The organism is Candidatus Omnitrophota bacterium, from assembly GCA_030695905.1.
In the GTDB taxonomy this organism is placed as follows: domain Bacteria; phylum Omnitrophota; class Gorgyraeia; order 2-01-FULL-45-10; family 2-01-FULL-45-10; genus CAZHPY01.
Map to the genome: position 1 here is coordinate 1 of JAUYOL010000036.1, position 25,879 is coordinate 25,879.

The 25,879-nt window shown below is 45.4% G+C and carries 25 protein-coding genes; all 25 read right to left on the bottom strand.

Annotation, left to right across the window (positions count from 1 at the left end):
• Positions 1–502 precede the first annotated feature (502 nt).
• Positions 503–1,603, bottom strand: a complete 1,101-nt coding sequence (gene rodA, locus Q8R38_05385) for a rod shape-determining protein RodA (GenBank protein ID MDP3791453.1) — start codon at positions 1,601–1,603, stop codon at positions 503–505.
• Positions 1,600–3,369 carry a penicillin-binding protein 2 gene (mrdA, locus tag Q8R38_05390; protein ID MDP3791454.1) on the bottom strand — a complete coding sequence of 590 codons (1,770 nt, stop codon included), beginning with the start codon at positions 3,367–3,369 and terminating at the stop codon, positions 1,600–1,602. Before mrdA ends, rodA begins: the two co-directional genes overlap by 4 nt.
• A complete protein-coding gene (mreD, locus tag Q8R38_05395) occupies positions 3,366–3,881 on the bottom strand; it encodes a rod shape-determining protein MreD (protein ID MDP3791455.1) in 516 nt (171 codons plus the stop codon). Before mreD ends, mrdA begins: the two co-directional genes overlap by 4 nt.
• The gene (gene mreC / locus Q8R38_05400; GenBank protein MDP3791456.1) at positions 3,866–4,645 is read right to left on the bottom strand and encodes a rod shape-determining protein MreC; all 780 of its coding nucleotides are present in this window, start codon (positions 4,643–4,645) and stop codon (positions 3,866–3,868) included. The genes mreD and mreC overlap by 16 nt, the downstream gene beginning before the upstream one ends.
• 12 nt (positions 4,646–4,657) lie before the next feature.
• The gene (locus Q8R38_05405) at positions 4,658–5,728 is read right to left on the bottom strand and encodes a rod shape-determining protein (GenBank protein ID MDP3791457.1); all 1,071 of its coding nucleotides are present in this window, start codon (positions 5,726–5,728) and stop codon (positions 4,658–4,660) included.
• A gap of 65 nt (positions 5,729–5,793) precedes the next feature.
• Positions 5,794–7,074, bottom strand: a complete 1,281-nt coding sequence (gene aroA / locus Q8R38_05410) for a 3-phosphoshikimate 1-carboxyvinyltransferase (GenBank protein ID MDP3791458.1) — start codon at positions 7,072–7,074, stop codon at positions 5,794–5,796.
• Between the two features lie 47 nt (positions 7,075–7,121).
• Entirely contained in the window at positions 7,122–8,039 is a 918-nt protein-coding gene (locus Q8R38_05415) for an RluA family pseudouridine synthase (GenBank protein ID MDP3791459.1), read from the bottom strand.
• Positions 8,009–8,773 (bottom strand): prolipoprotein diacylglyceryl transferase, encoded by a 765-nt coding sequence (gene lgt, locus Q8R38_05420; protein MDP3791460.1) that lies wholly within the window; start codon positions 8,771–8,773, stop codon positions 8,009–8,011. The genes Q8R38_05415 and lgt overlap by 31 nt, the downstream gene beginning before the upstream one ends.
• A 5-nt stretch (positions 8,774–8,778) precedes the next feature.
• Positions 8,779–9,648: a tyrosine recombinase XerC gene (gene xerC, locus Q8R38_05425; GenBank protein ID MDP3791461.1), complete on the bottom strand. Its 870-nt coding sequence runs from the start codon at positions 9,646–9,648 to the stop codon at positions 8,779–8,781.
• A complete protein-coding gene (gene topA / locus Q8R38_05430; protein ID MDP3791462.1) occupies positions 9,648–11,702 on the bottom strand; it encodes a type I DNA topoisomerase in 2,055 nt (684 codons plus the stop codon). Before topA ends, xerC begins: the two co-directional genes overlap by 1 nt.
• Complete coding sequence (gene dprA, locus Q8R38_05435) at positions 11,695–12,606, bottom strand: DNA-processing protein DprA (GenBank protein ID MDP3791463.1); 912 nt, start codon at positions 12,604–12,606, stop codon at positions 11,695–11,697. The genes topA and dprA overlap by 8 nt, the downstream gene beginning before the upstream one ends.
• Positions 12,603–13,607 carry an aspartate-semialdehyde dehydrogenase gene (locus tag Q8R38_05440; protein MDP3791464.1) on the bottom strand — a complete coding sequence of 335 codons (1,005 nt, stop codon included), beginning with the start codon at positions 13,605–13,607 and terminating at the stop codon, positions 12,603–12,605. The genes dprA and Q8R38_05440 overlap by 4 nt, the downstream gene beginning before the upstream one ends.
• 12 nt (positions 13,608–13,619) lie before the next feature.
• Positions 13,620–14,681, bottom strand: a complete 1,062-nt coding sequence (locus tag Q8R38_05445) for a 3-isopropylmalate dehydrogenase (protein MDP3791465.1) — start codon at positions 14,679–14,681, stop codon at positions 13,620–13,622.
• A gap of 20 nt (positions 14,682–14,701) precedes the next feature.
• The gene (locus Q8R38_05450) at positions 14,702–15,190 is read right to left on the bottom strand and encodes a 3-isopropylmalate dehydratase small subunit (GenBank protein ID MDP3791466.1); all 489 of its coding nucleotides are present in this window, start codon (positions 15,188–15,190) and stop codon (positions 14,702–14,704) included.
• A 1-nt stretch (position 15,191) separates the two neighbouring features.
• Entirely contained in the window at positions 15,192–16,484 is a 1,293-nt protein-coding gene (leuC, locus tag Q8R38_05455; GenBank protein ID MDP3791467.1) for a 3-isopropylmalate dehydratase large subunit, read from the bottom strand.
• A 3-nt stretch (positions 16,485–16,487) separates the two neighbouring features.
• Complete coding sequence (locus tag Q8R38_05460) at positions 16,488–16,937, bottom strand: N-acetyltransferase (GenBank protein MDP3791468.1); 450 nt, start codon at positions 16,935–16,937, stop codon at positions 16,488–16,490.
• A gap of 80 nt (positions 16,938–17,017) precedes the next feature.
• Entirely contained in the window at positions 17,018–18,535 is a 1,518-nt protein-coding gene (locus Q8R38_05465) for an HD-GYP domain-containing protein (GenBank protein MDP3791469.1), read from the bottom strand.
• On the bottom strand, positions 18,535–19,251 hold the full coding sequence (locus Q8R38_05470) for a dipeptide/oligopeptide/nickel ABC transporter ATP-binding protein (GenBank protein MDP3791470.1): 717 nt from the start codon (positions 19,249–19,251) through the stop codon (positions 18,535–18,537). Before Q8R38_05470 ends, Q8R38_05465 begins: the two co-directional genes overlap by 1 nt.
• The gene (locus tag Q8R38_05475) at positions 19,248–20,033 is read right to left on the bottom strand and encodes an ABC transporter ATP-binding protein (GenBank protein ID MDP3791471.1); all 786 of its coding nucleotides are present in this window, start codon (positions 20,031–20,033) and stop codon (positions 19,248–19,250) included. The genes Q8R38_05470 and Q8R38_05475 overlap by 4 nt, the downstream gene beginning before the upstream one ends.
• Positions 20,030–20,848, bottom strand: a complete 819-nt coding sequence (locus tag Q8R38_05480) for an ABC transporter permease (protein ID MDP3791472.1) — start codon at positions 20,846–20,848, stop codon at positions 20,030–20,032. The genes Q8R38_05475 and Q8R38_05480 overlap by 4 nt, the downstream gene beginning before the upstream one ends.
• Positions 20,829–21,833 (bottom strand): ABC transporter permease, encoded by a 1,005-nt coding sequence (locus Q8R38_05485; protein MDP3791473.1) that lies wholly within the window; start codon positions 21,831–21,833, stop codon positions 20,829–20,831. The genes Q8R38_05480 and Q8R38_05485 overlap by 20 nt, the downstream gene beginning before the upstream one ends.
• A 101-nt stretch (positions 21,834–21,934) precedes the next feature.
• Positions 21,935–23,560, bottom strand: a complete 1,626-nt coding sequence (locus tag Q8R38_05490) for a peptide-binding protein (GenBank protein ID MDP3791474.1) — start codon at positions 23,558–23,560, stop codon at positions 21,935–21,937.
• Positions 23,561–23,572: 12 nt separating this feature from the next.
• Positions 23,573–23,908 carry a preprotein translocase subunit SecG gene (gene secG, locus Q8R38_05495; GenBank protein MDP3791475.1) on the bottom strand — a complete coding sequence of 112 codons (336 nt, stop codon included), beginning with the start codon at positions 23,906–23,908 and terminating at the stop codon, positions 23,573–23,575.
• 15 nt (positions 23,909–23,923) lie between these two features.
• Positions 23,924–24,679: a triose-phosphate isomerase gene (tpiA, locus tag Q8R38_05500; GenBank protein MDP3791476.1), complete on the bottom strand. Its 756-nt coding sequence runs from the start codon at positions 24,677–24,679 to the stop codon at positions 23,924–23,926.
• 1 nt (position 24,680) lies between these two features.
• Positions 24,681–25,877, bottom strand: coding sequence for a phosphoglycerate kinase (locus tag Q8R38_05505; protein MDP3791477.1), 1,197 nt, complete (start codon positions 25,875–25,877; stop codon positions 24,681–24,683).
• Positions 25,878–25,879 lie beyond the last annotated feature (2 nt).

The window sequence follows — 25,879 nt, forward strand, 5'->3', positions numbered from 1 at the left end:
AGTATGTAAGATAGTCATGTATAGGTGGCAGGAAAAATGTTCCCCCGCCTTCGCAATCAACTATGTAGTAGACCAGATGCTACGGTGAGGTCGGTCTTTTGTTCTGTCGAAAAACGGGGGCCTGCGGAACTCGGCCCCTAAACGGGGCCTCATCCCGCCAAAAAGCGGCGGTATCGCCTAAGTTTAAAACGAAGGCGAACATCCTCGGCCCTTTTTAACCGTTTTTCGTCATCACAAAAGACCTAACATTTTTATTGTGCTTCCCATAACCGTAGGCTTAGGTTTATGCATCCATGTCGCAGGCGGAACCTTTGTGGCCCGCCTGAAGCTGCCGTCAAAAATTCTGACTCCTTGTGGCGATATAGTAAAGAATTTTTCCGGAGTAAATTGGTATGCCTAATACCAATTTACGTCAGCAGAAGGCGGACACAAAGGTAACCGCCTACATGCTGATGTGAAGCACAGCCCCGAGAGGGGACTGCCTCTCGGAAGAGAAAATTTTCTAAAACCTTGAGCGGCGCATGCCGATGTTAAGCAAGAGGCCCACGGCGATAAATGTTGTGAGCATGCTCGAGCCACCATAACTTATCAGCGGCAGCGGAATACCGACAACCGGCATCATGCCTATCGTCATCGCTATGTTTATCGTAACCTGCAACGCCAACAGCACAACTATGCCTGTCGCGATAAGTTTGCCATGCATATCATTGGTCGAGTAGGCTATGTCGAGTCCGCGCCTTACTATCATGAAGAACAGAAGTATCAGGATAAGCGCGCCAAAGAGTCCCCACTCTTCACCTATAACCGAGAATATGAAGTCTGTGTGGCGCTCCGGAAGAAAGTTCAGCTGGTTCTGCGTGCCGGCAAGCCAGCCCTTCCCTATGAGCCCGCCGGAACCGACAGCTATCTTCGACTGTATTATGGTGTAGCCCGCGCCCAACGGATCAACATTGGGATTCAAAAATACCATAAGCCGCTGCCTCTGGTAGTCTCTTAAGAAATGCCAGAATATCGGCATCGAAACTAAACCCATAATGATGAGAGTAATTAAATATTTCGTGCGGGCGCCCGCCACAAACATCATAGATAGGAATATCGGAATCAGTAAAAGCGCGGTACCAAGATCCGGCTGTATGACTACGAGCAAAAATGGTATGGCTAATAAGATAAGAGGGACGATAAAACCGCTAAAGCTTTCCATCTTTCCTTTTTTAGACCCAAGGTAGCTAGCAAGCATCAGGATAAAATTTATCTTTATAAATTCTGACGGTTGAAGCGTAAAATTGCCTATTGTAAACCAGCGTTGCGCTCCGAGCCTCTCGCGACCTATTACCAATACGAGCATAAGCAAAACTATATTCAAACCATACAGTATGTATGAAATATCCACAAATTTCTGGTAGGAAATGTTTATTACCAACACAAGAAGTATCGCGCCAAAAGCTATCCAGTTGATCTGCTTAAATACAAAGCTCTCTACAAAAGACAGGTCCTTAACCTTTGTCGCGCTGTATAAAGTAAGCAGGCCTATCAAGCATAAAATAAAAACAACGGCAAGTATGGTCTTGTCAAAATCTTTTATGAGCCTCTTATCAAAAATCACAAATATCCTCTATTCTTCGCTTCCTCAAATATATCCTTAGCTATTTCGCTCGGCTCCATGCCGCCCTTACCGCCATGCTCTAAAAAGACGACTACACAGATCCTGGAATTATCAATGGTTCGACTACGCTCACCATTGACCCTGAGCGAAGTCGAAGGGTCAAAAGGCGCAAATCCGGTAAACCACGCGTGGGTCCTGCCCTGAGGATTTTGCGCGGTGCCCGTCTTACCGGCTATAGCCACGCCCTCTATCTTGGCACGCTTGCCCGTACCAAATTCAGCATTCACAACTTTGTACATGCCTTCACGGACAGTTTTGATAACACCGCTGTTCAGGCCCGCGGGTTTGCGTTCAGCCGGCATTAAATCTCTTGTATCTATGCGCTTGACTATATAGGGCTTAACGATGCTCCCTTTGTTGGCTATTATAGCCGTCATATCAAGTATCTGTACCGGCGTAACAAGCACATACCCCTGACCTATAGCATAATTTACGGTATCACCTTCATACCATACATCTTTTTTATGCAATTTCTTCCACAGTCTGCCGGGCGCTACACCTTTTACTTCGTCCGGAAGGTCTATGCCGGTCTTTTTGCCAAATCCAAAAATATGGGCAAAGTTTTCTATATTATCCACGCCTACAGCCCTACCTATATTATAAAAAAATACGTTGCAGGAATTCATAATAGCGTTGACAACATCCTGCGGGCCGTGGCCGAGCTCTTTCCAGCAGTCAAATCTGCCTCTACCTAAAATATAGGTTCCGGTGCAATTAAAATGTGTGCGCGTATTTATCCTTTTAATCTGCAGGGCGGCCGATGCCACAACAATTTTAAAGATAGAACCCGGGGGATACGCTCCCGATATCGCCCTGTTTAATAACGGACGCCTCATCTTGTCTTTCAGCAATTTCAACCTTTCAGAGGATCCTTCCGGCTTTATGAATATATTGGGATCATATGAAGGGCTGCTGGACAACGCCAGCACCTCGCCAGTGCCCGGATCCATTACCATAATCGCTCCGGATTTATCTTCAAGAGCTTTATCGCAAACTTTCTGTAAGTTAAGGTCTATGGTTAAATACAGATCTTTTCCTTTTCGCGGCTCTTTGTACCCAAGGACACCTACCTGCCTGCCTCTATTATCGACCTGTATCTGTATTCCACCGTCCACTCCCGCAAGGTCTTTATCATAATATTTTTCAAGGCCATCGCGGCCCACAAGATCTTTCATGCGATAGCCGTATTCTTTAAGGCTTTCCAACTCCCGCTCGCTTATTTCGCTTAAATAGCCGAATATATGGCTGCCGACACTGCCATAACCATAATTACGCACAGACTTTGTCTCTATTACAAGCCCTCTTATGTCAAAACTTTCCTCCTCCAGTATAAATGCCTTATCTTTTTCTATGTCCTCAACGATAGTAACGGGCGCGTAAGGCTTCCTTGCCGATTTATCCACAGCGTCTTCCACCTTTTTACGCGGCACATCCAATAGATTTGTAAGAAGCCTTATCAGTTTTTCCCTATTCCTTAATTCCTGATACACAACCGCCACATTAAAAGAGACCCTATCATTTACTAAGGGGACACCGTTTTTGTCAAATATGGTTCCGCGAGGCCCCTCAATGGGTATTATCCTTATAGCATTGTCCTTGGACAATCTGGAGTAATAAGGAAATCTCAAGACCTGGGTATAGGCCAGCCCCAATACTAATAAGATAAAAAGGACCCGTATCGGCGCCTGCAGATATTTTTCTCTCATAAATATTCCGCGGTCTCTTCAAGACCAAATCTGCTTACAAAAAAAGGAAATATAAGGAATGCCAGGCAGGCTGTATACAAAGAGACCGGGATAAAAGAATGGATGATATATTCCGCAAGGCTTATGTAGGTAATATTAGAGATTGCCGATGAGATAAAATAGTGTATAAAAAAATAGAACAGTGTGAGTACAAATACTATGAGAGTCTGGATCGCCCTCGATTCCTTTAAAAATTTAGGGCTTAATAATCCGGCAATTAATCCGGTAATAGCGAGAGTGGCTGTATTGATGCCGAATATATCTACGGAATATATGTCTTTTAATAAACCAAATACAAATCCGGCCTCTATGCCGGAGCTCCACCCAAAAAATATCGCGATAAATATCACGAATAAAGCGCCCAGGTCGGGCTTTGTGCCGGCTATCCTTATAAAATCGAGAAGCGTTACCTGTAAAAAAAACGCGGTTAACAGAATAAGATACATCTGCATTCTATTTACTTTATTATGCACAGTACCTCTTCCAGCTTCGACAGATCCTGTGAAGGCCTTACTATCGCGTATTTATATAGGCGTCCCTGCTCCTTATCGACCTTTTCTATATCGCCTATGAGTATGCCTTTGGGAAATACACTGCCGAACCCAGCGGTTATTATTTTGTCACCGGCCTTCGCATCGGAATCCAGCGATATATATATCACCTTGCACCGTCCTCCGGGGCGGCCAACCATAACGCCGCCTTGCCTGTTGCGGCGGATCATGATGCCTACTTTTAAATTGGGATCGGTAATTAATAGCACCTTGCTTAAATTTTTTCCGACTTCGACTATTCTGCCCACAAGTCCGCGAGTAGACATGACCGCCATGTTCTGTCTTATTCCGCTGGAAGAGCCTTTACCTATTATTATGGAATTCGACCAGTTGGACGAATCCCTGCCTATAACCTGGGCGGCGATACTTGTGTACGGTATTATCTTCTGGAAATTGAGCAGGTTTCTTAAGCGGGCATTCTCATCGTGTATGGCCTGGGTCTCTTCGGCCATCCTCGTTAATAAGTCCAGCCTGTCGTGTAATATTTTATTTTCTTCCCTTAAGGCGGCGAACGGGGCAATGTTATCCAGGAGGCCCAGGAAAGAATGGAAAGTTTTTAAAACAGGGCTTGTGGTATCCGTAATATTTATTCTTATAAGGCGCGCTGCTGAAGATGTTAATACTATGAGGGTGGCTATGGATATTATTACGAGGGCTTTTACAATGCTTTTCTTTTGATTGCGCACATCTATTTTATTTTAACGCTTGCGCTTCTGCAGTTTAACGATTGCCTTTAATATCTTTTCCTCGCCAAGCACTTTTCCCGTGCCAAGCGCGACTGCGGTAAGCGGATCTTCCGCGAGATGAACCGGCAACCCGGTTTCTTCGGAAAGCAGCTTGTCTATGCCTTTTAAAAGAGAGCCTCCGCCCGCAAGCACTATACCTTTTTCTATCAGATCCGCGGAAAGTTCCGGAGGAATCCTTTCGAGCGTAATTCTCACCGCTTCGACTATCTGGGACATCGGCTCGGACATCGCTTCGCGGATCTCTTCGCTGGTCACAGAGACCGTTTTCGGCAGTCCGGCAACGAGGTCTCTCCCCTTTACCTCCATCGTCAATTCTTCTTCGAGCGGATATACAGAACCTATCTTCATCTTTATATTTTCGGCCGTTCTCTCCCCTATCATCAGGTTGTAGTTTTTCTTAAGCGAATTTATTATTGCCTCATCCATCTCGTCCCCGCCGATCCTGACAGATTTAGAAAATACCATGCCCGTCAAGGATATAACGGCTATCTCGGTGGTGCCTCCGCCTATATCTATTATCATGTTTCCGGAGGGCTCGGATATGGGCAAGCCTACGCCTATGGCCGCTGCCATAGGCTCTTCTATAGTAATAACTTCGCGGGCGCCGGCGTGAAGCGCCGAATCTTCAACCGCGCGCTTTTCAACCTCAGTTATACCTGAAGGTATCGCAATGACTATGCGCGGACGGACAAACCTTTTGGATTTATTTACTTTTTGTATGAAGTAGCGGAGCATTGCTTCGGATATTTCGAAATCGGTAATTACGCCGTGCCTCATGGGCCTGATAGCGACTATATTGCCGGGGGTTCTGCCGAGCATCCTTTTAGCTTCTTCTCCCACGGCCAAAACATTTGAAGTGCCGGCTTCGACAGCAACTACTGACGGCTCGCACAGGACTATACCCTGATTCTTAAGATAAACTAATGTTGTGGCGGTCCCTAAGTCTATACCGATATCGTTAGAAAAGAAACCGAAAAGTTTATTATATGCTCCGGTAAGTAAATCTAAAAACCTTGGCCTCATTACATTATCTCCCTGCCTGCCGGCAGGCAGGCTTAGTTCAGTAGTTCAGTGATATTAACAAAAAATCATACTATTGTCAATTTAAATAAGGTATCGAAAAACCCCGGGAACGATTTGGAAACACTTTCCGCGCCTCTTATCACACTTTCACTATCCGCTGACAGCGCTGCCACAGCCATCGACATACAAGTCCTGTGGTCCTGAAAGCTATTCAAGCGCGCGCCGTGTAATTTATCCACGCCGTCTATTATAATATCGTTGCCCCTTATATTAAATACGGCGCCCGCCTTCTTGAGATTATATTCCATAGAACTTACTCTATCGGTCTCTTTTACTCTTAACTCTTCCGAGCCCTTTATTACGGTCCTGCCCTTAGAAAGCGCCGCCAAAACAAATATTATGGGCAGTTCGTCTATGACAGAAGGTATCATCGATTTATCTATCGTTATACCGCGCGTCTTTGAATACTGGGCAATTATGTCTCCGACCGGCTCAAAGCCGTCTTTCTTGTTAACCACTTTAACTTTCGCGCCCATCTTTTTCAATATTTTAAGTATCCCGGCTCTCGTAGGATTAATGGAAACATTCTTTACTTTTATACTGGACCCCTTAAGAATGATCGCTGCCGCAATAAAAAAGCTCGCGCTCGATATATCACCGGGTATTTCAAAAGACCTTGCCAACAGCTCCTTGCCTCCGCTTATAGACACGCTCCTACTGTTAAAACTGATATCGGCGCCGAAATACTTTAGCATCCTTTCGGTATGATCCCGTGATTTGAACTTTTCTATAACCCTCGTCGTGCCTTTCGCATAAAGCCCCGCGAAGAGAATCGCGCTCTTTATCTGCGCGCTGGGCACCGGCGTCTTGTAGATTATGGGCTTAACAATCCCGCCCTCTATGCGGATAGGAGGGTAATCACCTTTACGCGCGCTTATATCAACGCCCATCCTGGACAACGGCTCAACTATCCTTTTCATCGGCCTTCTTTGCAGGCCCTCATCACCGGTTAACGTTGTCTCAAAATTCTGGCCAGCCAATATACCGGCAAGAACTCTCATGGTGGTACCTGAATTTCCTACGTTTATTGCGTTGCTCGGCCTGGACAATCCCTTTAAGCCTTTGCCTTCTATTACCGTGGTATTGCCTTCACTGCTTATCCCTACCCCCATCGCTTTAAAGGCATTTATAGTATAATTACAGTCGTCGGATTCGGCCATGCCCTTTACGGTGGTTATGCCGCGCGCGATAGAGCCGATCATGACAGCTCTGTGAGAAATCGACTTATCTCCAGGAACAGTTATCTGGCCCAAAACTTTCTTAGCTGGTTTTATTTTTATTTCCATACCCTATTGACCCTATGCTACTAAGATCCTACAACCTTTCCATTATACTACAGTTCACCGGTTTTTATAACATCCGCCATCTCCCTGGGCGGCTCTTGGGAAAATTCCATAAACTTCTTAGTGATAGGATGAGTAAAACCTATCTTCGCGGCATGAAGCATTGGAAACTTGAATTTTCCCTTGCTTCCATATTTTTCATCGCCAAGTATCGGATGCCCTATGTAAGATAAGTGCACCCTTATCTGATGAGTCCTGCCTGTGCCCAGAACACATTCTAAAATGGTAAAATCCCCGAACCTCTTTATCACCTTATAGTGTGTCGTAGCGGACTTGCTTCTCTCATCATCAAATTTCACAGCCATCTTCTTTCTGTCCCGCACGCTTCTTCCTATAGGAAGTTCTATCGTTCCATGATCAAGCTCTACATTTCCCCTTACTATCGCGATATAAACTCTTTTGGTGGTCTTGTTCTTAAACTGTTTCGACAGCTTCCTGTGGACTTCGTCTGTCTTCGCCACAACCAGGAGGCCGGACGTCCCCTTATCGAGCCTATGCACGATACCCGGCTTGTGCACGCCACCTATGCCCGACAGGTCGCGGCAGCGTCCTAAAAGCGCGTTAACTAAAGTTCCTGTGTAATTTCCGGGAGCGGGATGCGTCACCATGCCCTGGGGCTTATTTACAACCAGAAGATATTTATCTTCATATACGATATCGAGAGGTATCTTTTCGGCTTTTATCACGGACTCTACCGGGGCGGGCACGATTATCTCCACGCGTTCGCCTGTGTCTATTATGTGGTGGCCTTTTGGAACACCGCCGTTTAACAGCACCTTTCCTTCTTTTAATAATTTCTGCAGGTAGGAACGCGAGAATTCTTCGGAAAATTCTTCAGCTAAGAATTTATCCAGCCGCTTACCTTTGTGCGCCGCGTCTACGCGGATCTTGAGGAGTTTTTCTTCCATAACGAGAACCTTACTATTAGTATAATTGCGCAAACCGGTAATATCATAATACTTATGACCTGGGCTATCGTAAGGCCGATAAATATTTTGGGATTATCCCCTCTTAAAAATTCGATCAAAAATCTCGATAAGGAATAAAGCATCGCGTATCCTAAAAATATCTCTCCTTTGAAATGGCGCGACTTCTGCCATCTCCTCAAGACCAGGAATACTATAAGCATAGTAATCGATTCATAAATTTGAGCCGGATGCCTTAATATAGGTTCCTGGGGAAAGATCACGCCAAGCGGATAATCTTTGTGCGCGGGAATCCCATAACAACAGCCGTTTAGAAAACAGCCTATCCTTCCTATGGATTGCGCCAGCGCCATAAAAGGCGCCAATAGGTCCGCGCCGTCCCAGAAATTTATATTATTCTTTTTTACGAATACTATCCCGACTAAGATACCTATCAAAAAACCTCCATACCAGACAAGCCCGCCTTTTGTAAGATTTATTATCTCGATCGGATTCGCTATATAATATCTAAAATTCATCAGCACAAAAAATAGTCTCGCGCCTATAAGACCGCCGATCAGTATCACGATACCAAAGTCTACTATTTTGTCCTTGTCGATATTGAAGCGCGGCGCCTCTCTATATGAAAGCAGTATCGCCACCGCAAAGGCCAACGCGACCATCAGGCCGTATGAGTAAATATACAGTGGTCCTATCTTCGCTAATACAGGGTGCATAAAATTTAAGCCCTCGGGTGAGCCTTATCGTAAACCGTTTTAAGCCTATCCATTGTTACGTGTGTATATATCTGGGTCGTGGAAAGATTCATGTGGCCCAGCAGCTCCTGAACGCTTCTTAAGTCAGCGCCTCTATCCAATAGATGCGTAGCGAACGAATGGCGAAATGAATGCGGCGATATCTTCTCTTCTATCGAGCAGGCGTGTATATATTTGTCCAGCATCCTTCGCACGCTTCTATCCGTAAGCCTGCCGCCGCGGTTATTTAAAAATATCGTGTCTTTATCCTTGTCCTTTTTGCTCTTCTTATCATTATATCTTCTTATAGAACCCAGCGCTTCGTCGCCGATAGGCACCACTCTCTCTTTTGAGCCCTTGCCGAATACTTTTATTACACCGCTTATAAAATCTACGTCGCCCGAATCAAGGCCCACCAGCTCGCTTACTCGTATGCCCGTTGAATATAATGTCTCCAAAATGGCTCTGTCTCTTAAGCCGGGCAATGTGCTCGTATCAGGCTTGAGAATAACTTTTGTAATCTTGTCTACATCGAGAAACTTAGGAAGTTTTTTATCTAATTTCGGAGAGCTTATAGACGTTATAGGATTTGATTTTATATATCCTTCCCTGTAGAGAAACCTGAAAAGACTGCGTAAGCTGGCAAGTTTGCGGGCGATAGTTCTCTTGGCGTAATTTTTGGCCCGCATCTCTGCCAAAAATCTTCTTAACGCGAGGTGGTCTGTCTGGGCGATGTCCTTATCGGCCAAAAAATCGGCAAACGAGTCAAGGTCTATCGTGTAATTCTTTATTGTATGTTCGGATGCATTCTTCTCGACTTTTAAATAATTTATAAATTTGTCGATAAACCTTTGCATCAGACCTCTTCTACCGCTTCTTCTTTTGTCTCTTCCTTGCCGGGCAGCTTCCTTGCCGTATACCTGCAGGTAGGAAATTTTGTGCAGCCGTAGAATATACCCCGCGTTGAGCGCCTCTCAACAAGTTCCCCTTCGCAACCGGGCGAAGGACATTTTACGCCGCTGGTTATCGACCTGGCGTGCTTGCATCTTGGATAGTCCGAACAGCTTAAAAACTTTCCGCGGCGGCCCCACTTTATTACCATAGGCTTGCCGCAGAGAGTGCATACTTCATTGGTCGGAATAACCTCTTTCTTCACATCCTGCATCGCCACCTTGGCCTTATCCACGGTATGCATGAACGGAGAGTAGAAACTCTTTAAAAGTATCTTCCAGTCAATTTCGCCTTCCTCTATACCGTCAAGCTCGTCTTCCATCTTCGCGGTAAACTCCACATCGAGAACTTTTGGGAAATGCTCCATTAAAAGCCTCGTAACTATGGTTCCGAGTTCTGTCGGTTTTAGATAACCCGATTCGCGCCTTACATAATCGCGCATTACTATCGTCTGCATTGTCGGCGCGTATGTGGACGGCCTGCCGATACCCAGCTCTTCAAGGGCCTTTACCAAAGAACCGTCCGAATATCTTGGCGGCGGTTTGGTAAAATGCTGGCTTGGTATAAGCTCCAATAGATCAAGCGGTTCATCTACGGAAAGAAGAGGCATCTTGCCTTCAATCTTTTTTTCCTCTTCCTTTTCCGCGTCGATATCGTAAAGGACCATATATCCGTCAAAGGCAACCTTCGTAGTAGTCGTCCTGAATAGATATTCCCCTGCTTTTATATCCGCGGATGTCTGGGCGAGAATAGCCTCTGTCATCTGGCTTGAAATAAACCGGTTCCATATCAATGTGTATAATTTTAGCTGATCAGGCGTCAGATAATCTTTGATATCATTCGGCTCTCTTAGGGGGAGTGTCGGCCGTGTCGCTTCATGCGCCTCCTGGGCGCTCTTCTTGGATTTGTATACGTTGGGTATGTCAGGATAATATTTTTTGCCGTATTTTTCCAGCACATATTTCTTCGCGTCTTCCTGCGCTTCTTTCGATATCTTTACGGAGTCGGTCCTCATATAAGTGATAAGACCGATGCTGCCCTCGTCGCCTATCTCGACGCCTTCATAAAGCGTCTGCGCTACATGCATAGTCTTTACGCTGGAGAACCTTAATTTATTGAACGCTTCCTGCTGTAGCTTGCTTGTAGTAAACGGAGGATAAGGCTTCTTCCTCTTCTTTGTCTCGCGGATATCACTTACTACGTAATGCTCTTTTTTAAGAATCGCCAGAACTTCTTCGGACTGCGCGTGCTTTTTAACATCTATTGGCTCGCCCTGATACTTTTCAAGCTTCGCTCTGAATTTTTCTTTCGGCGTGTCGCCTTTTCTCTTCAACTCGGCTTCTATATGCCAATACTCCTCGGGTTTAAATTTATTTATCTCATCCTCGCGTTCCACTATTATCCGCACAGCGACTGACTGAACACGGCCCGCGCTTAAGCCCCTGGAGACCTTTTTCCATAATAGCGGGCTTAATGTATATCCTACGAGCCTATCCAAAATCCTTCGCGCCTGTTGGGCGTTAACAAGGTTCATGTCTATGTCGCGCGGATGCTTGAAGGCGTTGGTTACGGCTTCTTTTGTAATTTCATCGAATGTTACGCGGTAGAATTTGGGCTTAACTTCATCTTTGGACTTGGATTTAGACTTGGCCTTCTTATCTTCGGAAAGGACGTTCCTTAAGTGCCAGCTTATAGCCTCACCTTCTCTATCAGGGTCCTGCGCGAGATATACGGCTTCTTTGGACTTGGTGGCTTTTTTCAGTACGGCAAGGTGTTTTCTTCTCTCTTGAATGACTATGTATTCCGGCTCGAAATTATTCTCTACATCGACACCGATCTTACTCTTGGGCAGGTCTATTATGTGACCCATGCTCGCCTCTACCGTATAATCGGGACCCAGAAACTTTTTTATCGTCTTTGACTTTGCGGGAGATTCTACTATTACAAGCTTTTTAGACATTGGCCGCCCTCACAAATTGTTTACCCGGTAACTGCTTAATAAGCCTCTTCATCTCCAGGCCGAGCACAACCTTTGATATTATATTCAAAGGCACTTTTGACTCTTTGACTAAATCGTCTATATACAACGGCTCATCGTTCAGTATCTTATAAACTTTTCTCTCATCATCCGTAAGAGAATTATAGATATAGGATTTTGTCTTCTTGGCTATCCTGTCATCCATAAGCTCTTTATCTTTACCGGTCACAGGCTCAATATCATGAAGCTGCAGCTCTTCAAATATATCATCCACCGACTGGATAAGTTTGGCGCCATCCTTTATCAGGTCATGAGTGCCGGCCGATGTAGCCGACGATATCTTTCCGGGCACCGCGAATACTTCGCGCCCCTGTTCAAGCGCTAAGCCTGCGGTTATCAACGCTCCGGAATTGCGCGCCGCCTCAACAACGACCAGGCCTAAAGACAGGCCGCTTATGATCCTGTTGCGTATCGGAAAGTTCCTTGGCAGCGGCGTCATGTCGTCTTCGAATTCTGTTATAACCGCGCCGAACTCGGCTATCTGGTCATACAATTTTTTGTTTTCAGGCGGATATATATGACCATGCCCGCTTCCCATAACCGCTATGGTCCTGCCTTTAGCCTTCAGGGCTCCTTTATGGGCCGCCGAATCTATCCCGCGCGCCATACCGCTAACCACTGTAATACCGTGCGACGCAATATCAAAGGCTATTTTTTCAGCCATTTCTAAGCCGTATATCGTGGCGCGGCGTGATCCTACTATCGCTATGGCGTTCGAATCATCTTTTTTTAAAGAACCGTTTACATAGAGCTGCGCGGGAGGCCTGTGAATATTTTTTAAATTTTCCGGATATTCAACGTCGTTTATCGAGATATTTATAATCACTTTGCCAAAATTTCCGCTATCTGGATAGCGTTCAATGCCGCGCCCTTGCGAATATTATCGCTGACGACCCACATAGAGATGCCGTTTTTAATCGACTCATCCTGGCGTATCCTGCCCACAAAAGTATCATCCTTACCTTCCGCGTAAATAGGCATAGGATAAGATTTATTCTTAGGGTCATCGACCACAGATACACCGGGTGATTTTGACAGGATCTTTCTTACCTCATCGGCCGTGATATGCTTCTCGGTCTCTATATTTACGCTCTCCGAATGCGCGTAGAAGACAGGCACTCTTACACATGTGGCATTGACTTGTATTGAATCGTCTTCCATTATCTTCTTGGTCTCGTTGACCATCTTTATCTCTTCTTTTGTGTATCCATTATCGAGAAAGACGTCTATCTGAGGTATTAAATTGAACGCTATAGGATGCGAAAATTCTACGGGTTTTATTTTTTTGCCATCAAGGAAATCTTTCGTCTGGTCGCGAAGCTCCTGTATCTTCTTCTGGCCCGCCCCTGAGACAGACTGGTAAGTCGTTACGACTATCCTCTTTATCTTCGCTATCTTGTGTATTGGATACAAAGCTACCACCATCTGTATGGTGGAACAATTGGGATTAGCTATTATTCCTTTATGCTCTTTTATACGGTGCGCGTTAACTTCCGGAACCACCAAAGGCACATCTTTATCCATCCTGTACGCGCTTGTATTATCGACGCATACCGCGCCCGCTTTTACAGCGCTGGGCAAAAATTCCAAGCTCCTGGAAGCCCCGGCGCTCGATAGCACTATATCTATATCTTTAAATGAATCGTGGCCAAGCACCTCAACAGGATATAGCTTGCCGTTAAATTTTAATTTCTTACCCTTTGAACGATCCGAGGCAAGAAGGCGCAAATTTTTTATCGGAAACTTCCGCTGCTGGAGTATATCCAAAAAACAGCTTCCGACCACTCCGGTCGCGCCCATTACCGCTACATTATAAAGCTTTCCCATCTTCTCTTCCTCTTACAAAAACTTTACCACAAGGTCGCCGACTTCCTGAGTCGAATAACCCATCTTGCCAGCCGCGAGGCTTTTTAATTCCGTCCTGGTTATTTTTATTACGGAATCCTCAATGGCTTTAGCCGCCTCGGTCTGGCCGACATTCTCCAGAAGCATAGCAAGCGCGCATATAGCCGCGAGAGGATTTATAACATTTTTGCCTGTATACTTAGGCGCCGAACCGCCTATAGGCTCAAACATCGAAACGCCTTTTGGGTTGACATTGCCGCCCGCCGCTATACCCATGCCGCCCTGTATCATAGCGCCCAGGTCAGTAATGATATCCCCGAACATATTGTCAGTGACTATACAATCAAACCACTCCGGATTCTTCACAAACCACATGGTAGTCGCGTCAACATGAGCATAATCTGTCTGTATATCAGGGTATTCTTCTTTAACCTCGTTGAAAGTCCTCTGCCAAAGGTCCCAGGCATACGTAAGAACGTTCGTCTTACCGCATAACGTCAATTTTTTCCTCTTGTTACGCTTTCTGCAATAGTCGAAGGCATAGCGTACGCATCTCTCAACGCCTTTCCTGGTATTGTGCGATATCTGTATCGCGACTTCATTCTTTGTGCCCTTCTTTATAAATTTGCCAAGACCTTTATAAAGGCCTTCGGAGTTTTCTCTTATGACAACAAAATCTATATCCTCCGGTTTTTTGTCCTTTATGGGACAAAAGTCGGGGTTATATAATTTTATCGGCCTTAAATTTATATACTGATCAAGACCAAATCTTAATTTCAGCAGAAGCCCCTGTTCCAATATGCCGGGTTTAACATCAGGATGGCCTATGGCCCCCAAATATATAGCGTCAAACTTTTTTAAATCTCTGATCTCTTTGTCGGAAATGATCTTGCCTGTCTTAAGATACCTCTCGCCGCCATAGCTAAACATCGTATTGGCGTATTTGAATCCGAATTTCTTCGACGCGGCCTCCAGGACTTTCAAGCCTTCCCTTATAACCTCTGGCCCTGTCCCGTCTCCGCCTATTACCGCAATTTTATAAGATCTATTACCCATCGCTTCTATCCCAACCTCCTCTACTTTGCTTTTTTTATCTGTTCTATAAGTCCGCCCGCCTTTATTATCTTCTGCATAAAGGGCGGATACTTTTCAAACTTGTAATTCTCTTTTCTCGTTAAATTCCTTATTACGCCTTTCACGGTATCGACCGCAACGGTGTCGCCGGCCTTTATCTTCTTCGATGCCTCTTCGCACTCGACTATCGGAAGACCAATATTGATGCTGTTCCTAAAAAATATCCTGGCAAAGTTTTGGGCAATAACACATGCCACACCGGCGGCCTTTATCGCCACGGGAGCGTGCTCTCTTGAAGAGCCGCAACCGAAATTCTTGCCCGCGACTATAATGTCGCTCGGCTTTACTTTGCCGGCGAAGTCCTTATCTATATGCTCCATGCAATGGCTGGCAAGTTCCTTTTTATCTGTCGTGTTTAAATATTTAGCCGCTATTATATCATCGGTATTTACGTCCTCGCCGAATTTAAACACTCTTCCCTTGTATGCCATTTTATAATACCTCTTCCGGATGAGCGATCCGCCCCTTAATCGCGCTGGCGGCCGCAACAGCAGGATTAGAAAGGAACACCTGGCTCGTCGGGTCTCCCATCCTGCCGATAAAATTCCTGTTTGTCGTGGATATCGCCTTCTCGCCCGCAGCAAGAATCCCGACATGCCCGCCAAGACATGGCCCGCATGTGGGAGTCGAAAACACTCCGCCCGACTCAATAAATATCTTTGCCAGGCCTTCCCTGACAGCCTCCAAATATACGTGCTGGCTTCCCGGTATTACTATAAGCCTTATATTCGATTTTGCCTTCTTGCCGCGCAATATCTTTGCGGCGATCCTTAAATCGGAGATCCGGCCATTTGTGCACGAACCTATGACTACCTGATCTATGCCCACATCTTTTAACGCGCTTACCGGCTTTACGTTGCTTGGCAAGTTCGGGCAGGCCACTAAAGGCTCGAGTTTGCGCGCATCATATTCATATACGGTGGAATATTTGGCGTCAGGGTCACTGGAATAAAATCTACCCACGGTTTGCCTGGATATGCCATGTTTCTTACCGAGCGCGATGGAATTCTTAACAAATTTTTTAGTTATTTTATCGGGGGCTATTATACCGTTCTTGCCGCCCGCTTCTATCGCCATGTTGCACATCGACAGCCTGTCGTCCATGGGTAACTCTTCTATCACAGGCCCGCAGAACTCCATCGACTTATATAACGCGCCATCGACGCCTATCTTGCCTATAATGTGCAATATCAGATCCTTGCCGCCCACCCACTTGCTCAGCCTGCCTGAAAATACAAATTTTATCGATTCCGGAACTTTAAACCAGCACTCGCCCGTAGCAAACGCCGCCGCGAGATCCGTAGAGCCAATACCTGTAGAAAAAGCGCCAAGCGCGCCGTAAGTGCATGTATGGGAATCGGCTCCTATTACAAGGTCGCCCGGCAGAACAAGCCCCATCTCGGGAAGCAACACATGCTCTATGCCCATCTTCCCTATTTCAAAATAATTTTTTATCCCGTATTTTTTAGCAAAATTGGCCATGACCTTGCACTGGTTGGCGCTCTTCATATCTTTGGCGGGAGCAAAATGGTCCGGCACTAAAGCTATTCTCTTTTTGTCAAATACTTCCTTATACCCAAGGCGCTGGAACTCTTCTATGGCCAGAGGCGCCGTTATATCGTTACCGAGACAAAAATCTATCTTGGCTTTTATAAACTCTCCCGGATGGATATCTTTCGCCTTTGTATGCTTTAATAGAATCTTTTCAGTTATTGTATAACCCATTTTTTATAGTTCCTTTGCCATCGCTATTTCTTTGCAGCCCGGAAAGTACATGCACCTTATGCACTCGCTCCATATCTTATGGGGCAATTCTTTTTTGTCGACTATGCTGAATCCGAATTTTTCAAAAAATTCAGGAATGTATGTGAGGGCAAATACCTTGCGCACCTTAAGGCTTCTTGCGTCCCTAAGGCATTGGGCAAGAAGTTTCGCGCCTATGCCTTTGCCAGACTTTGAGCTTGCCACGGCAAGGCTCTTGATTTCAGCGAGATCTTCCCAGTCTATGTGAAGCGCGCAGCATCCGTATATATTATTACCCTCGCAGTAAACGAAAAAGTCCCTTATGTTCTCATAAAGCTCATTGAGAGATCTGGGGAGCATTCGTTCGCGTTTAGCGTAATAATTAACCAGCTTTTGAATCTTCTTTACGTCACTTACCGTAGCTTTTCTTATCATTGTATATGCCCTATTTTTTGGTAATAGAGTGTAACATTATAGTCTAAAAGGCGGATATTGGCAAGGGTATTTTTGTGGGCTTAATCGGAGGATTCGAAATGCTTCTTCGCTATGTCTTCTATGCTATTCCTGTACTTTAAAAATGCCCTGGCTATCTTAGGGTCAAACTGCGTCCCGGCGTGTTTCTCTACTTCATCCATAGCTTCGGCGAAGCTCATCTTGGGCTTATACGGCCTATCGCTTGTCATGGCGTCAAAAGCATCCGCCACAGACACTATCCTTGCTAAAGGCGGTATCTGGTCGCCTTTGAGCCCCTCCGGGTAGCCTTTTCCGTCATAGCGCTCCTGATGGTACAGCACCGCGGACTTGACTCCCTCAAGAAACTTTATGCCTTCTATTATTTTGGCGCCTCTTTCGGAATGTTTCTTTATCTCCTCCATATCACCGGCATCCAGCTTTATCTTCTTGTTAAGAAGTTCTGTTTCGATATAAATTTTGCCTACATCGTGGAGAAAACAGGCGTATTTCAATTCAATCATTTCGTCCTTACTAAGGCCGAGCTCTTTCGCTATCAACAGAGCGTATTTTACAACTCTACTAAGATGCTCTTTAGTGTAGGGGTCTCTCATCTCGATAGCGTTTGTAAGCGCGACCACAGACTCCAGATGCGCCCTCTTTTCGCGCACTATAGAAAGCTTCAATTCATCTATCTTCTCTCCGATGGATACCCTTAACTTCTCGAAAGTATCGGCCAGATGGCCAACTTCATCATCACTTTTTACATCTATAGGAGTGTAGTAATTTTCATTCTCAAGTTCATGCGCGGCCTTATCAAGTTTTTGTATGGCCGATACCAGCGCGGTCACAAGTTTATATCCCATCAAAGCGGTTATTAAAAAACCTGCCAGGCAGATGAGGACTATTATGCCCAATTCCTTCCTTAATCTTGCTATATAAGAGTCTATCTTGTAGTTTATTTCGACCAGTATCTTGTCCCGGACAGAATAGACGGAAGGAACGGGCGCGTACGCAGATATCCAGGTCCCGTCCTTATCGCGATAAACGCCTGTCGATTGCGCGAAGTTTTCCGAAAGCGCTTTTTTAGATTCCGGCCTTAGATTATAAACGGCATTCGCCAATAATATATTTTCAGTCGTAAGTATTAGGTTTAATTCCTGGTTGTCGGCAACGTATACATTTATAGGACTGTCTATTTTATTCATCTTCTTGATATTTGTAAGGAGATCTTTATATTTTATATACGCGGCTATAGCGTCATTTAAACGATCCGGCGCCGACGGCTGCGCGGCCTCGCCCATCTTTTCATAAATATGGGAAAAAGTTACGGAACTTGTCGACATATACCGCTCTTTTATCTTGTCTGAATAAAGGCGGATCAGTAAAATGTCTTCTGGTTTTATGAAGCTCGCGGTTGTGGCCGCGATACCCTTTACCGAATCGGACAACATTGAGTTAAGACGGGTTTTGCTGAAGGTAAATGAAAGATAGCCCAGTATGGCGGTGATGATAAAAACGGAAAGAAGGACTATGCTCAAGATCTCTGTCTTTATGCTTTTTTTATAAGCCTTATTTTCCATTACTTTTTTATGGTATCATAAAAAGCCGATGATAACAAGGTCTTAGTATAGCCTTGCGATGGATCGGCATACACATCTTTTACATTGCCGGATTCTATTATCTTGCCTGCGTACATTACGGCCAGTTTATTGCACATAAATTTTACCACTCTAAGGTCATGGCTTATGAACAGATATGTGATATTGAATTTTTTCTGGACATCTTTAAGCAGGGTCAATATCTGAAATTGTATCGTAACATCGAGGCTCGAAACAGGCTCATCGCATACTATAAACTCAGGATTGGTTAAGACGGCACGGCCTATGGCTATCCTCTGGCGTTCTCCTCCGGAAAATTGATGCGGGTATTTCTTTAGCGCATTCTCAGGCAGCTTTATAAGATCAAGGATTCTTTCCACGCGCTGCTTAATATTGTCTGATCTCCCAACTATCAGCCCCTCTGCCAGAATATCAAATATCTTCATCTTTGGATCAAGGCTATGATACGGATCCTGAAATATAACCTGCACATTGTCTGTCCCGAGAACAATATTGCCTGAATCCGGACTTAAAATCCCCAGCATCATCTTACCCAAAGTGGTCTTGCCGCAACCGGATTCTCCCACGATACCGAACGTATCGCCCTTTTCTATCTCAAGAGAGACTCCGTCAACGGCCTTTATAACGCCGGCCCTGCCCTTAAAATATTTTTTTACATCTTCACATCTTATCATCATGATAACGCCTTTACGGAACTCAACAGTGAAATTGTATATGCATCTTTAGGATTATTTAAAACCTCTCTCACGGGCCCTACCTCAACTATTTTACCCTTATGCATTACGCCCACATCGTCACACATCCTTGATATTACGCCAAAATCATGGCTTATGAATAAAATGGAGAGATTTTCTTTATGGATTATGCCATCGAGCATATCAAGGATCTGAGCTTGCGTGGTTACGTCAAGCGCGGTGGTAGGCTCATCCAATATGACCAGCTCCGGAGAATTAACGAGCGCCATCGCTATCATGGCACGTTGCTTAGTCCCGCCGGATAGTTGGTGAGGATAGTCATTAAGCACTCTTTCGTAATCGGCTATTCGAGCTTTTTTCAAATATTCAAGCCCCCTGGCTTTAGCCTCTGCCTTACTCATACTTTTATGCGCAAGGATAGCTTCGATTATCTGCTCGCCGATCGTAAATACGGGATTAAATGAACTCGATGGCTCCTGAAAAACGAAAGAGATCTTCGCTCCCCTTATACTCTTTAACGAACCTTCGTCAGTCTTCAATAAATCTATTCCATTAAATAGAGCTTGCCCATCGACAACTTTGCCCGGAAAAGAGACTAACTTTAGGATAGACAGGGCTGTCAGCGTCTTACCCGAGCCGGATTCTCCCACAATGCCGAAGACCTTGCCCTTTTCTATATTGAAATTTACGCCATCTACCGCATTAAGTATGCCTTGCGATGTATAAAAGTAAGTTTTAAGATTCATGACTTCTAATATATTCATCTCTTCAGCCTCGGCTCCAAATGATCCCGCAGCGCCTCTCCAAGAATATTATATGACAGCACGGTAAATAATATGAATAGGCCCGGAAATACCGTAAGCCACCACGCCACACCAAGCGTAGAGCGGCCATCCATCAGTATATTCCCCCAGCTGGGAGTCGGCGGTTGCACCCCTATACCCAAAAAACTTAAAGCTGATTCGATAAGTATAGCGCCGCCCACACCGAGCGTCGCGCTGACTAAGACAGGCCCTATGGCATTGGGAATAAGATGTTTGAATATTATCCATGTATCATTCGCGCCCATAACTTTCGCGGCAGAAACAAAATCTCTTTCTTTCAGCGTTAATACCTGCGCCCGGACAAGCCGCGCTACGCCCATCCAACCAGTCGCGCCTATGATGACCATTATGTTAAATATGGACGGCTCAAGTAAGGCTATTACGGCAAGTATTAGAAATATTGTCGGGAAACAGAGCATGAGGTCCACAAGTCTCATCAGTATATTATCCAGCTTCCCTCCGTAATAACCGGCTACCGCTCCAAAGACCATACCTATCAGCACGGCGATGCCGACCGCTACAAAGCCTATAGATAATGATATTCTCGAGCCATAAACAATCCGCGAAAATATATCGCGACCGAGCCGGTCGGTTCCGAATATATGCTCTTTAGACGGAGCAGTAAGGACCGATTTAGAATCTACCACTGTCGGGCTATGATTAGCTATGAATGGCGCAAACAAGGCTGAAACAACCATTAACAGAATGAATGCCGCCGCGACAACCGCCAGTTTATTATTTATAAAGTCTCTCATACAAGCTTTCTTCCGGAGGAGCTTTTATCCTTGGGTCTGCGTAAGAATACGCGACATCAGCCAGAAAATTTCCTAATAATGTCAGGATAGCGCCTATCGAAAGCACGCCCATTATCACAGGGTAATCCCTTGCCATGACAGATTCATAAAAAAGTCTGCCCATACCCGGGATCGCGAATATAGATTCAAATATTACGCTGCCGCCTATAAGGCCCGGGACGGAAAGCCCGAGTATCGTTATTATAGGTAAGAGCGCGTTCTTCAAAGCGTGTTTATATATTACGGTTTTCTCGCTAAGCCCTTTGGCTCTGGCGGTCCTTATATAGTCTTGCCCCATTATTCCTATCATCTCTGTGCGCATATACCGCGAGATTGCGGCAAGGCCACCAAATGCCGATATCGCAACAGGCAGCGCAAGATGTCTCGCTACATCCAATATCCTGCCAAGCAGACTGAAGTTCTCAAAATCCAGGGACACTATGCCAGATACAGGCAGCCATGCTAAACTTATGCAGAATAAGTTCATCGCAAGAAGAGCCAGCCAAAATTCGGGCGCGGAAAATCCTATAAATACGAATATGGTGGAGAGCTTATCGGACAACTTCCCTCTTCTTACGGCGGATAGAACACCTAATGGAACACCTATAGCTAAAGTCAGTGTAATCGCTGAAAAATTTATAAGCAGCGTTACCGGAATGCGCTCGGCGATCTTCTCGGATACGGGCCTATCATCCAGATATGAGCGGCCGAAGTCGAACGTCACGAACCGCTTGAGCCAATCAAAATATTGCACATGCAGCGGCTTGTCGAGCCCATAAAGCTTCTCGAGCCTCAAGCGCGCCTCATACGACACCTTCGGATTCATACTCGTCTCGATATCCGTCGGCTTTCCCGGCGCAAGATGTATCACGAAGAACGAGATCAGCGTAATCCCAATCAGCGTCGGAATCAATCCCAAAAGTTTCCGAATTACATGTTTCAGCATACTTCCCTTATGATATAAAACTTTCCTGTCTCTCTAATATATTGATAGCGGGTCCTGCGGAACCTTTGTGTCCGCCTACATGCTGATGTGAAAATTTACCGCTATCTGTATCTTTGTTCACTTTTCGGCACGTACCACTCGATGAAATTGTAGCCGATACCGATGGGTGATGATTCTACATTTTTGAAACGTGAATTGACAATCGGTAATGTATCGGATGAAAATAAAAATAAGTACGGCTGATCCTCATATATGAGCCTGTGTATCTCGTGATAAATCTCGGCACGCTTTGCCTGATTAAACGTGCGTCTGCCCTCTTCCAATAATTTATCGACCCGCTCATTCTTGTACCCGATAAAATTGAACTCGCCCTCGCGCGTCTTTGACGAGTGCCATATGTCGTAGCAATCGGGATCCTGCGAGAGGAACCATCCCATGAGCACCGCCTCAAACCGCTTCTTGATGATAAACTCATTTATCATGCTCGACCATTCAAGGACACGTATCTTCATTAAAATGCCGGCATCTTTAAGATACCCCTGCATAAGTTCTGCGCAGCGCAAGCGTTCGGCATTGCCCTGATTTACCAGGACCGTGAATTCGAATATATTTCCGTCTTTTTCCACTAATCCATCGCCATCCGAATCTACCCATCCCGCTTCTTTCAAAAGTACCCTTGCCCGCGCGGGATCGTATTCGGGAGATTTAACATCCCTATTATAGGCCCATGCATCGGGTATAAACGGCCCTGTTATCACTCTCGCGAGCCCAAAATATATGGTATCGATCATCTCTTTTTTGTTCACAGCGTAATTTATCGCTCTCCTGACTCTTATATCCTGAAATTTTGGCTCGGAGAGATTATATCCCATATAGGTAAACCCAAAACTGGGATACTTAAATTTATTATAGTGGTCTTTGAAAAAATTATTATCTGTCTGGCGTATATATTGAAGCGGCGTAAGATGCGACATGTCGACTCCTTGAGTTTGCAGCTCCAGAAATGTTGTCGCCTCATCAGGAATTATGCGCACTATATATCTATCTATGTAAGGCCGACCCTCAAAATAGCTGTGATTTGATACTAATTCTATCTTCTCACCCGTTTTCCAGATCTTAAATTTATACGGGCCCGTACCTATGGGCGCGCGGGAAAATTTTGTTTTATTGAGGTCTTCCTTTTCCAGAATATGTTTGGGCATTATCCACATGCCCCAGCTCGAAAGGGCCGGAGCGAACGGCTCTTTATATTCAATCTTTATTGTGTGATCATCTATAACAACAAAATCCTTTATCCGCTCAAAATCTCCGCTGTAAGGGGTTTTTACCGAAGGGTCGATAAGTTTTTTATACGTAAACTCTACATCGCGCGCGGTAAATGGAGCACCATCGTGCCAAAAGACGCCTTTTTTCAGATAAAATATTATTATTTTGCCTTCGTCCTCTATATCCCATTTCTCGGCAAGACTACCGACAATATTCACATTTTTATCATATTTTACCAGGCCGTTAAATACCTTGCCGCATATGTCGCTTGAGGTTGAGTCGGAGGCGAGAATAGGCACGAGAGTACGCGCGTCACCGCTGGATGCGACGATTATCGCGTCACCGTACGCCGTACCGTTATCCGCACCGGGAGGGTAATTTTCCCCTCCCGGTGCGGAATGGGTTAAGAGTAAAAAAAATACCGCTGCGGTTAACAGCGGTATTTTTCTATAAATAGGCATAGGCCTTCTTTTTTAATAATCCATCAGCGGCGAATCATCTGCAAGCGGTTGAGGATAAGACCCGCTCGTCGTGGCAGGCGGCATTAATCCTCCGCCTTTAGCTACCAATGACCTGCCCCTATGGCTCGTCATTACACCTAAAAGCAGGCATACCAGTATGTAGAGCACCGCGGAAACAGCTGTCGCTCGCTTTAAAAACACCGATGACTTCGTTCCGAGTATCGTCTGCGTCTGGCTTCCGCCAAAAGACTCGCTCAATCCTCCGCCGCGGCCTGCCTGCAGCAGTATTACGGCTATAAGAATAAGCGAAACTATTATATGTACCGTGATAATCAACCCGTAGAGCATCTTTCTACCTCTCTGTTATAAGCAATTTTTCACTAACTGAATGAACGAATCGGCTTTTAGGCTTGCTCCACCTACAAGCGCGCCGTCAACATCTTCCTGCGATATCAACTCTTTTATATTATCCGGCTTTACGCTGCCGCCATACTGTATCCTCACGGCCTTCGCCACCTCTTCTCCAAAGATCTCTTTCAATAACTTTCTTATATATTGATGGACTTCCTGCGCCTGCTCTTTAGTGGCATTCACACCAGTGCCTATAGCCCATACAGGCTCATAAGCGATTACGGTCTTTAGCATTTCATCTTTGGTAAGGCCTGTGAGAGAATTAGCTACGTGGTCTTTTATAACATCGAATGTCTTGCCGCTCTTTCTTTCTTCAAGCTTCTCTCCCACGCAAACTATCGGTTTCAACCCTTCTTTTAAAAGAGCTTTTGCCTTTTTATTTACTGTCTCGTTCGTCTCGCCGAAGAATTGCCTGCGTTCCGAGTGGCCTATAATAACATATTCACAGCCCACATCTTTAAGCATCGGCGCCGAAACCTCACCCGTGAAAGCGCCTTCCCTTTCCCAGTAGCAATCCTGGGCGCCCAGTTTTATATTTGTATCCATCAGGACTTCCCTGACGTCGCTTAACGAAGTATAAGGCGGGCATACAACCATCTCCACCTCTTCTATATCATAGACAGAGCGTTTTATAGAATTGGCAAGATCTATCGACTCGCCTATATTCTTATTCATCTTCCAGTTGCCTGCTATTATTATCTTTCTCATATTACCTGCCTGACTGCCCGTCCTGTAATGCGTCTATTCCCGGCAGGCCGCGCCCTTCAAGATACTCCAATGAAGCTCCGCCGCCCGTGGAAATATGCGTCATCTTATCTTCAACTTTGAATTTTGACATAGCGGCCGCTGTGTCTCCTCCGCCTATAACCGTTGTCGCGCCTTTTAGGCCGGCAAGGAATTTCGCTATCTCTTCCGTGCCTTTGGCAAACTTATCCATCTCAAATACGCCCATAGGGCCGTTCCAAACAATGGTCTTCGCGTTCTTCAGGGTATCCTCAAACAATTTGATAGTCTTAGGGCCTATGTCCAGGCCCATCCACCCATCCGGGATATCCTCACCAACCAACTTGGTGTTGGCATTGGCGTCGAACTTGTCCGCGATAATATTGTCTATGGGAAGAAGGATGGGTATATTCTTCTTCACGGCCTTGCCTAAAGCAACTTTTGCTGTCTCGAAACCGTCTTTATCGAGTTTCGAGGTGCCTATAGTCTTGCCTTTGGCCTTCAGAAATGTATAAGCCATACCGCCGCCTATTATAAGCGCGTCTACTTTATTCAGAAGATTGTCTATAACCTTTATCTTGTCCTTAACTTTCGCGCCACCCAATATAGCAACAAACGGCCTTTTCGGATTATCTACCGCGCCGCCCAAATATTCTATCTCTTTTCCAAGCAGAAATCCGGCAACGGAAGGCAGATACTTTGTCACGCCTTCCGTAGACGCGTGCGCTCTGTGAGCCGTGCCAAAAGCATCGTTCACAAATATATCACCCATGCTCGCTAATTCTTTGGCAAACGCGGGATCGTCCTTCTCTTCCTCGGCATGAAACCTCAAGTTTTCCAGAAGAACCACATCGCCTGTCTTCATTGCGCCGACAGCCTTTTTGGCCGCATCGCCTATACAGTCGTCGGTCTTTACTATCCTTTTACCAAAAAGCTCTTCAAGCCTTTTGGCGACAGGCGTAAGGCGCATGGAATCGACTACCGAGCCCTCCGGCCTTCCGAGGTGACTCATCAGAACCACCTTGGCGCCTTTCTCAAGAGCATATTTTATTGTCGGTAAGACCGCGCGTATCCTTATATCATCGGTTATATTTAACTTATCATCGAGAGGGACATTAAAATCCACCCTCATCAATACACGCTTACCTTTCAAGTCTACGTCTTTGATAGTCTTCTTCGCCATTT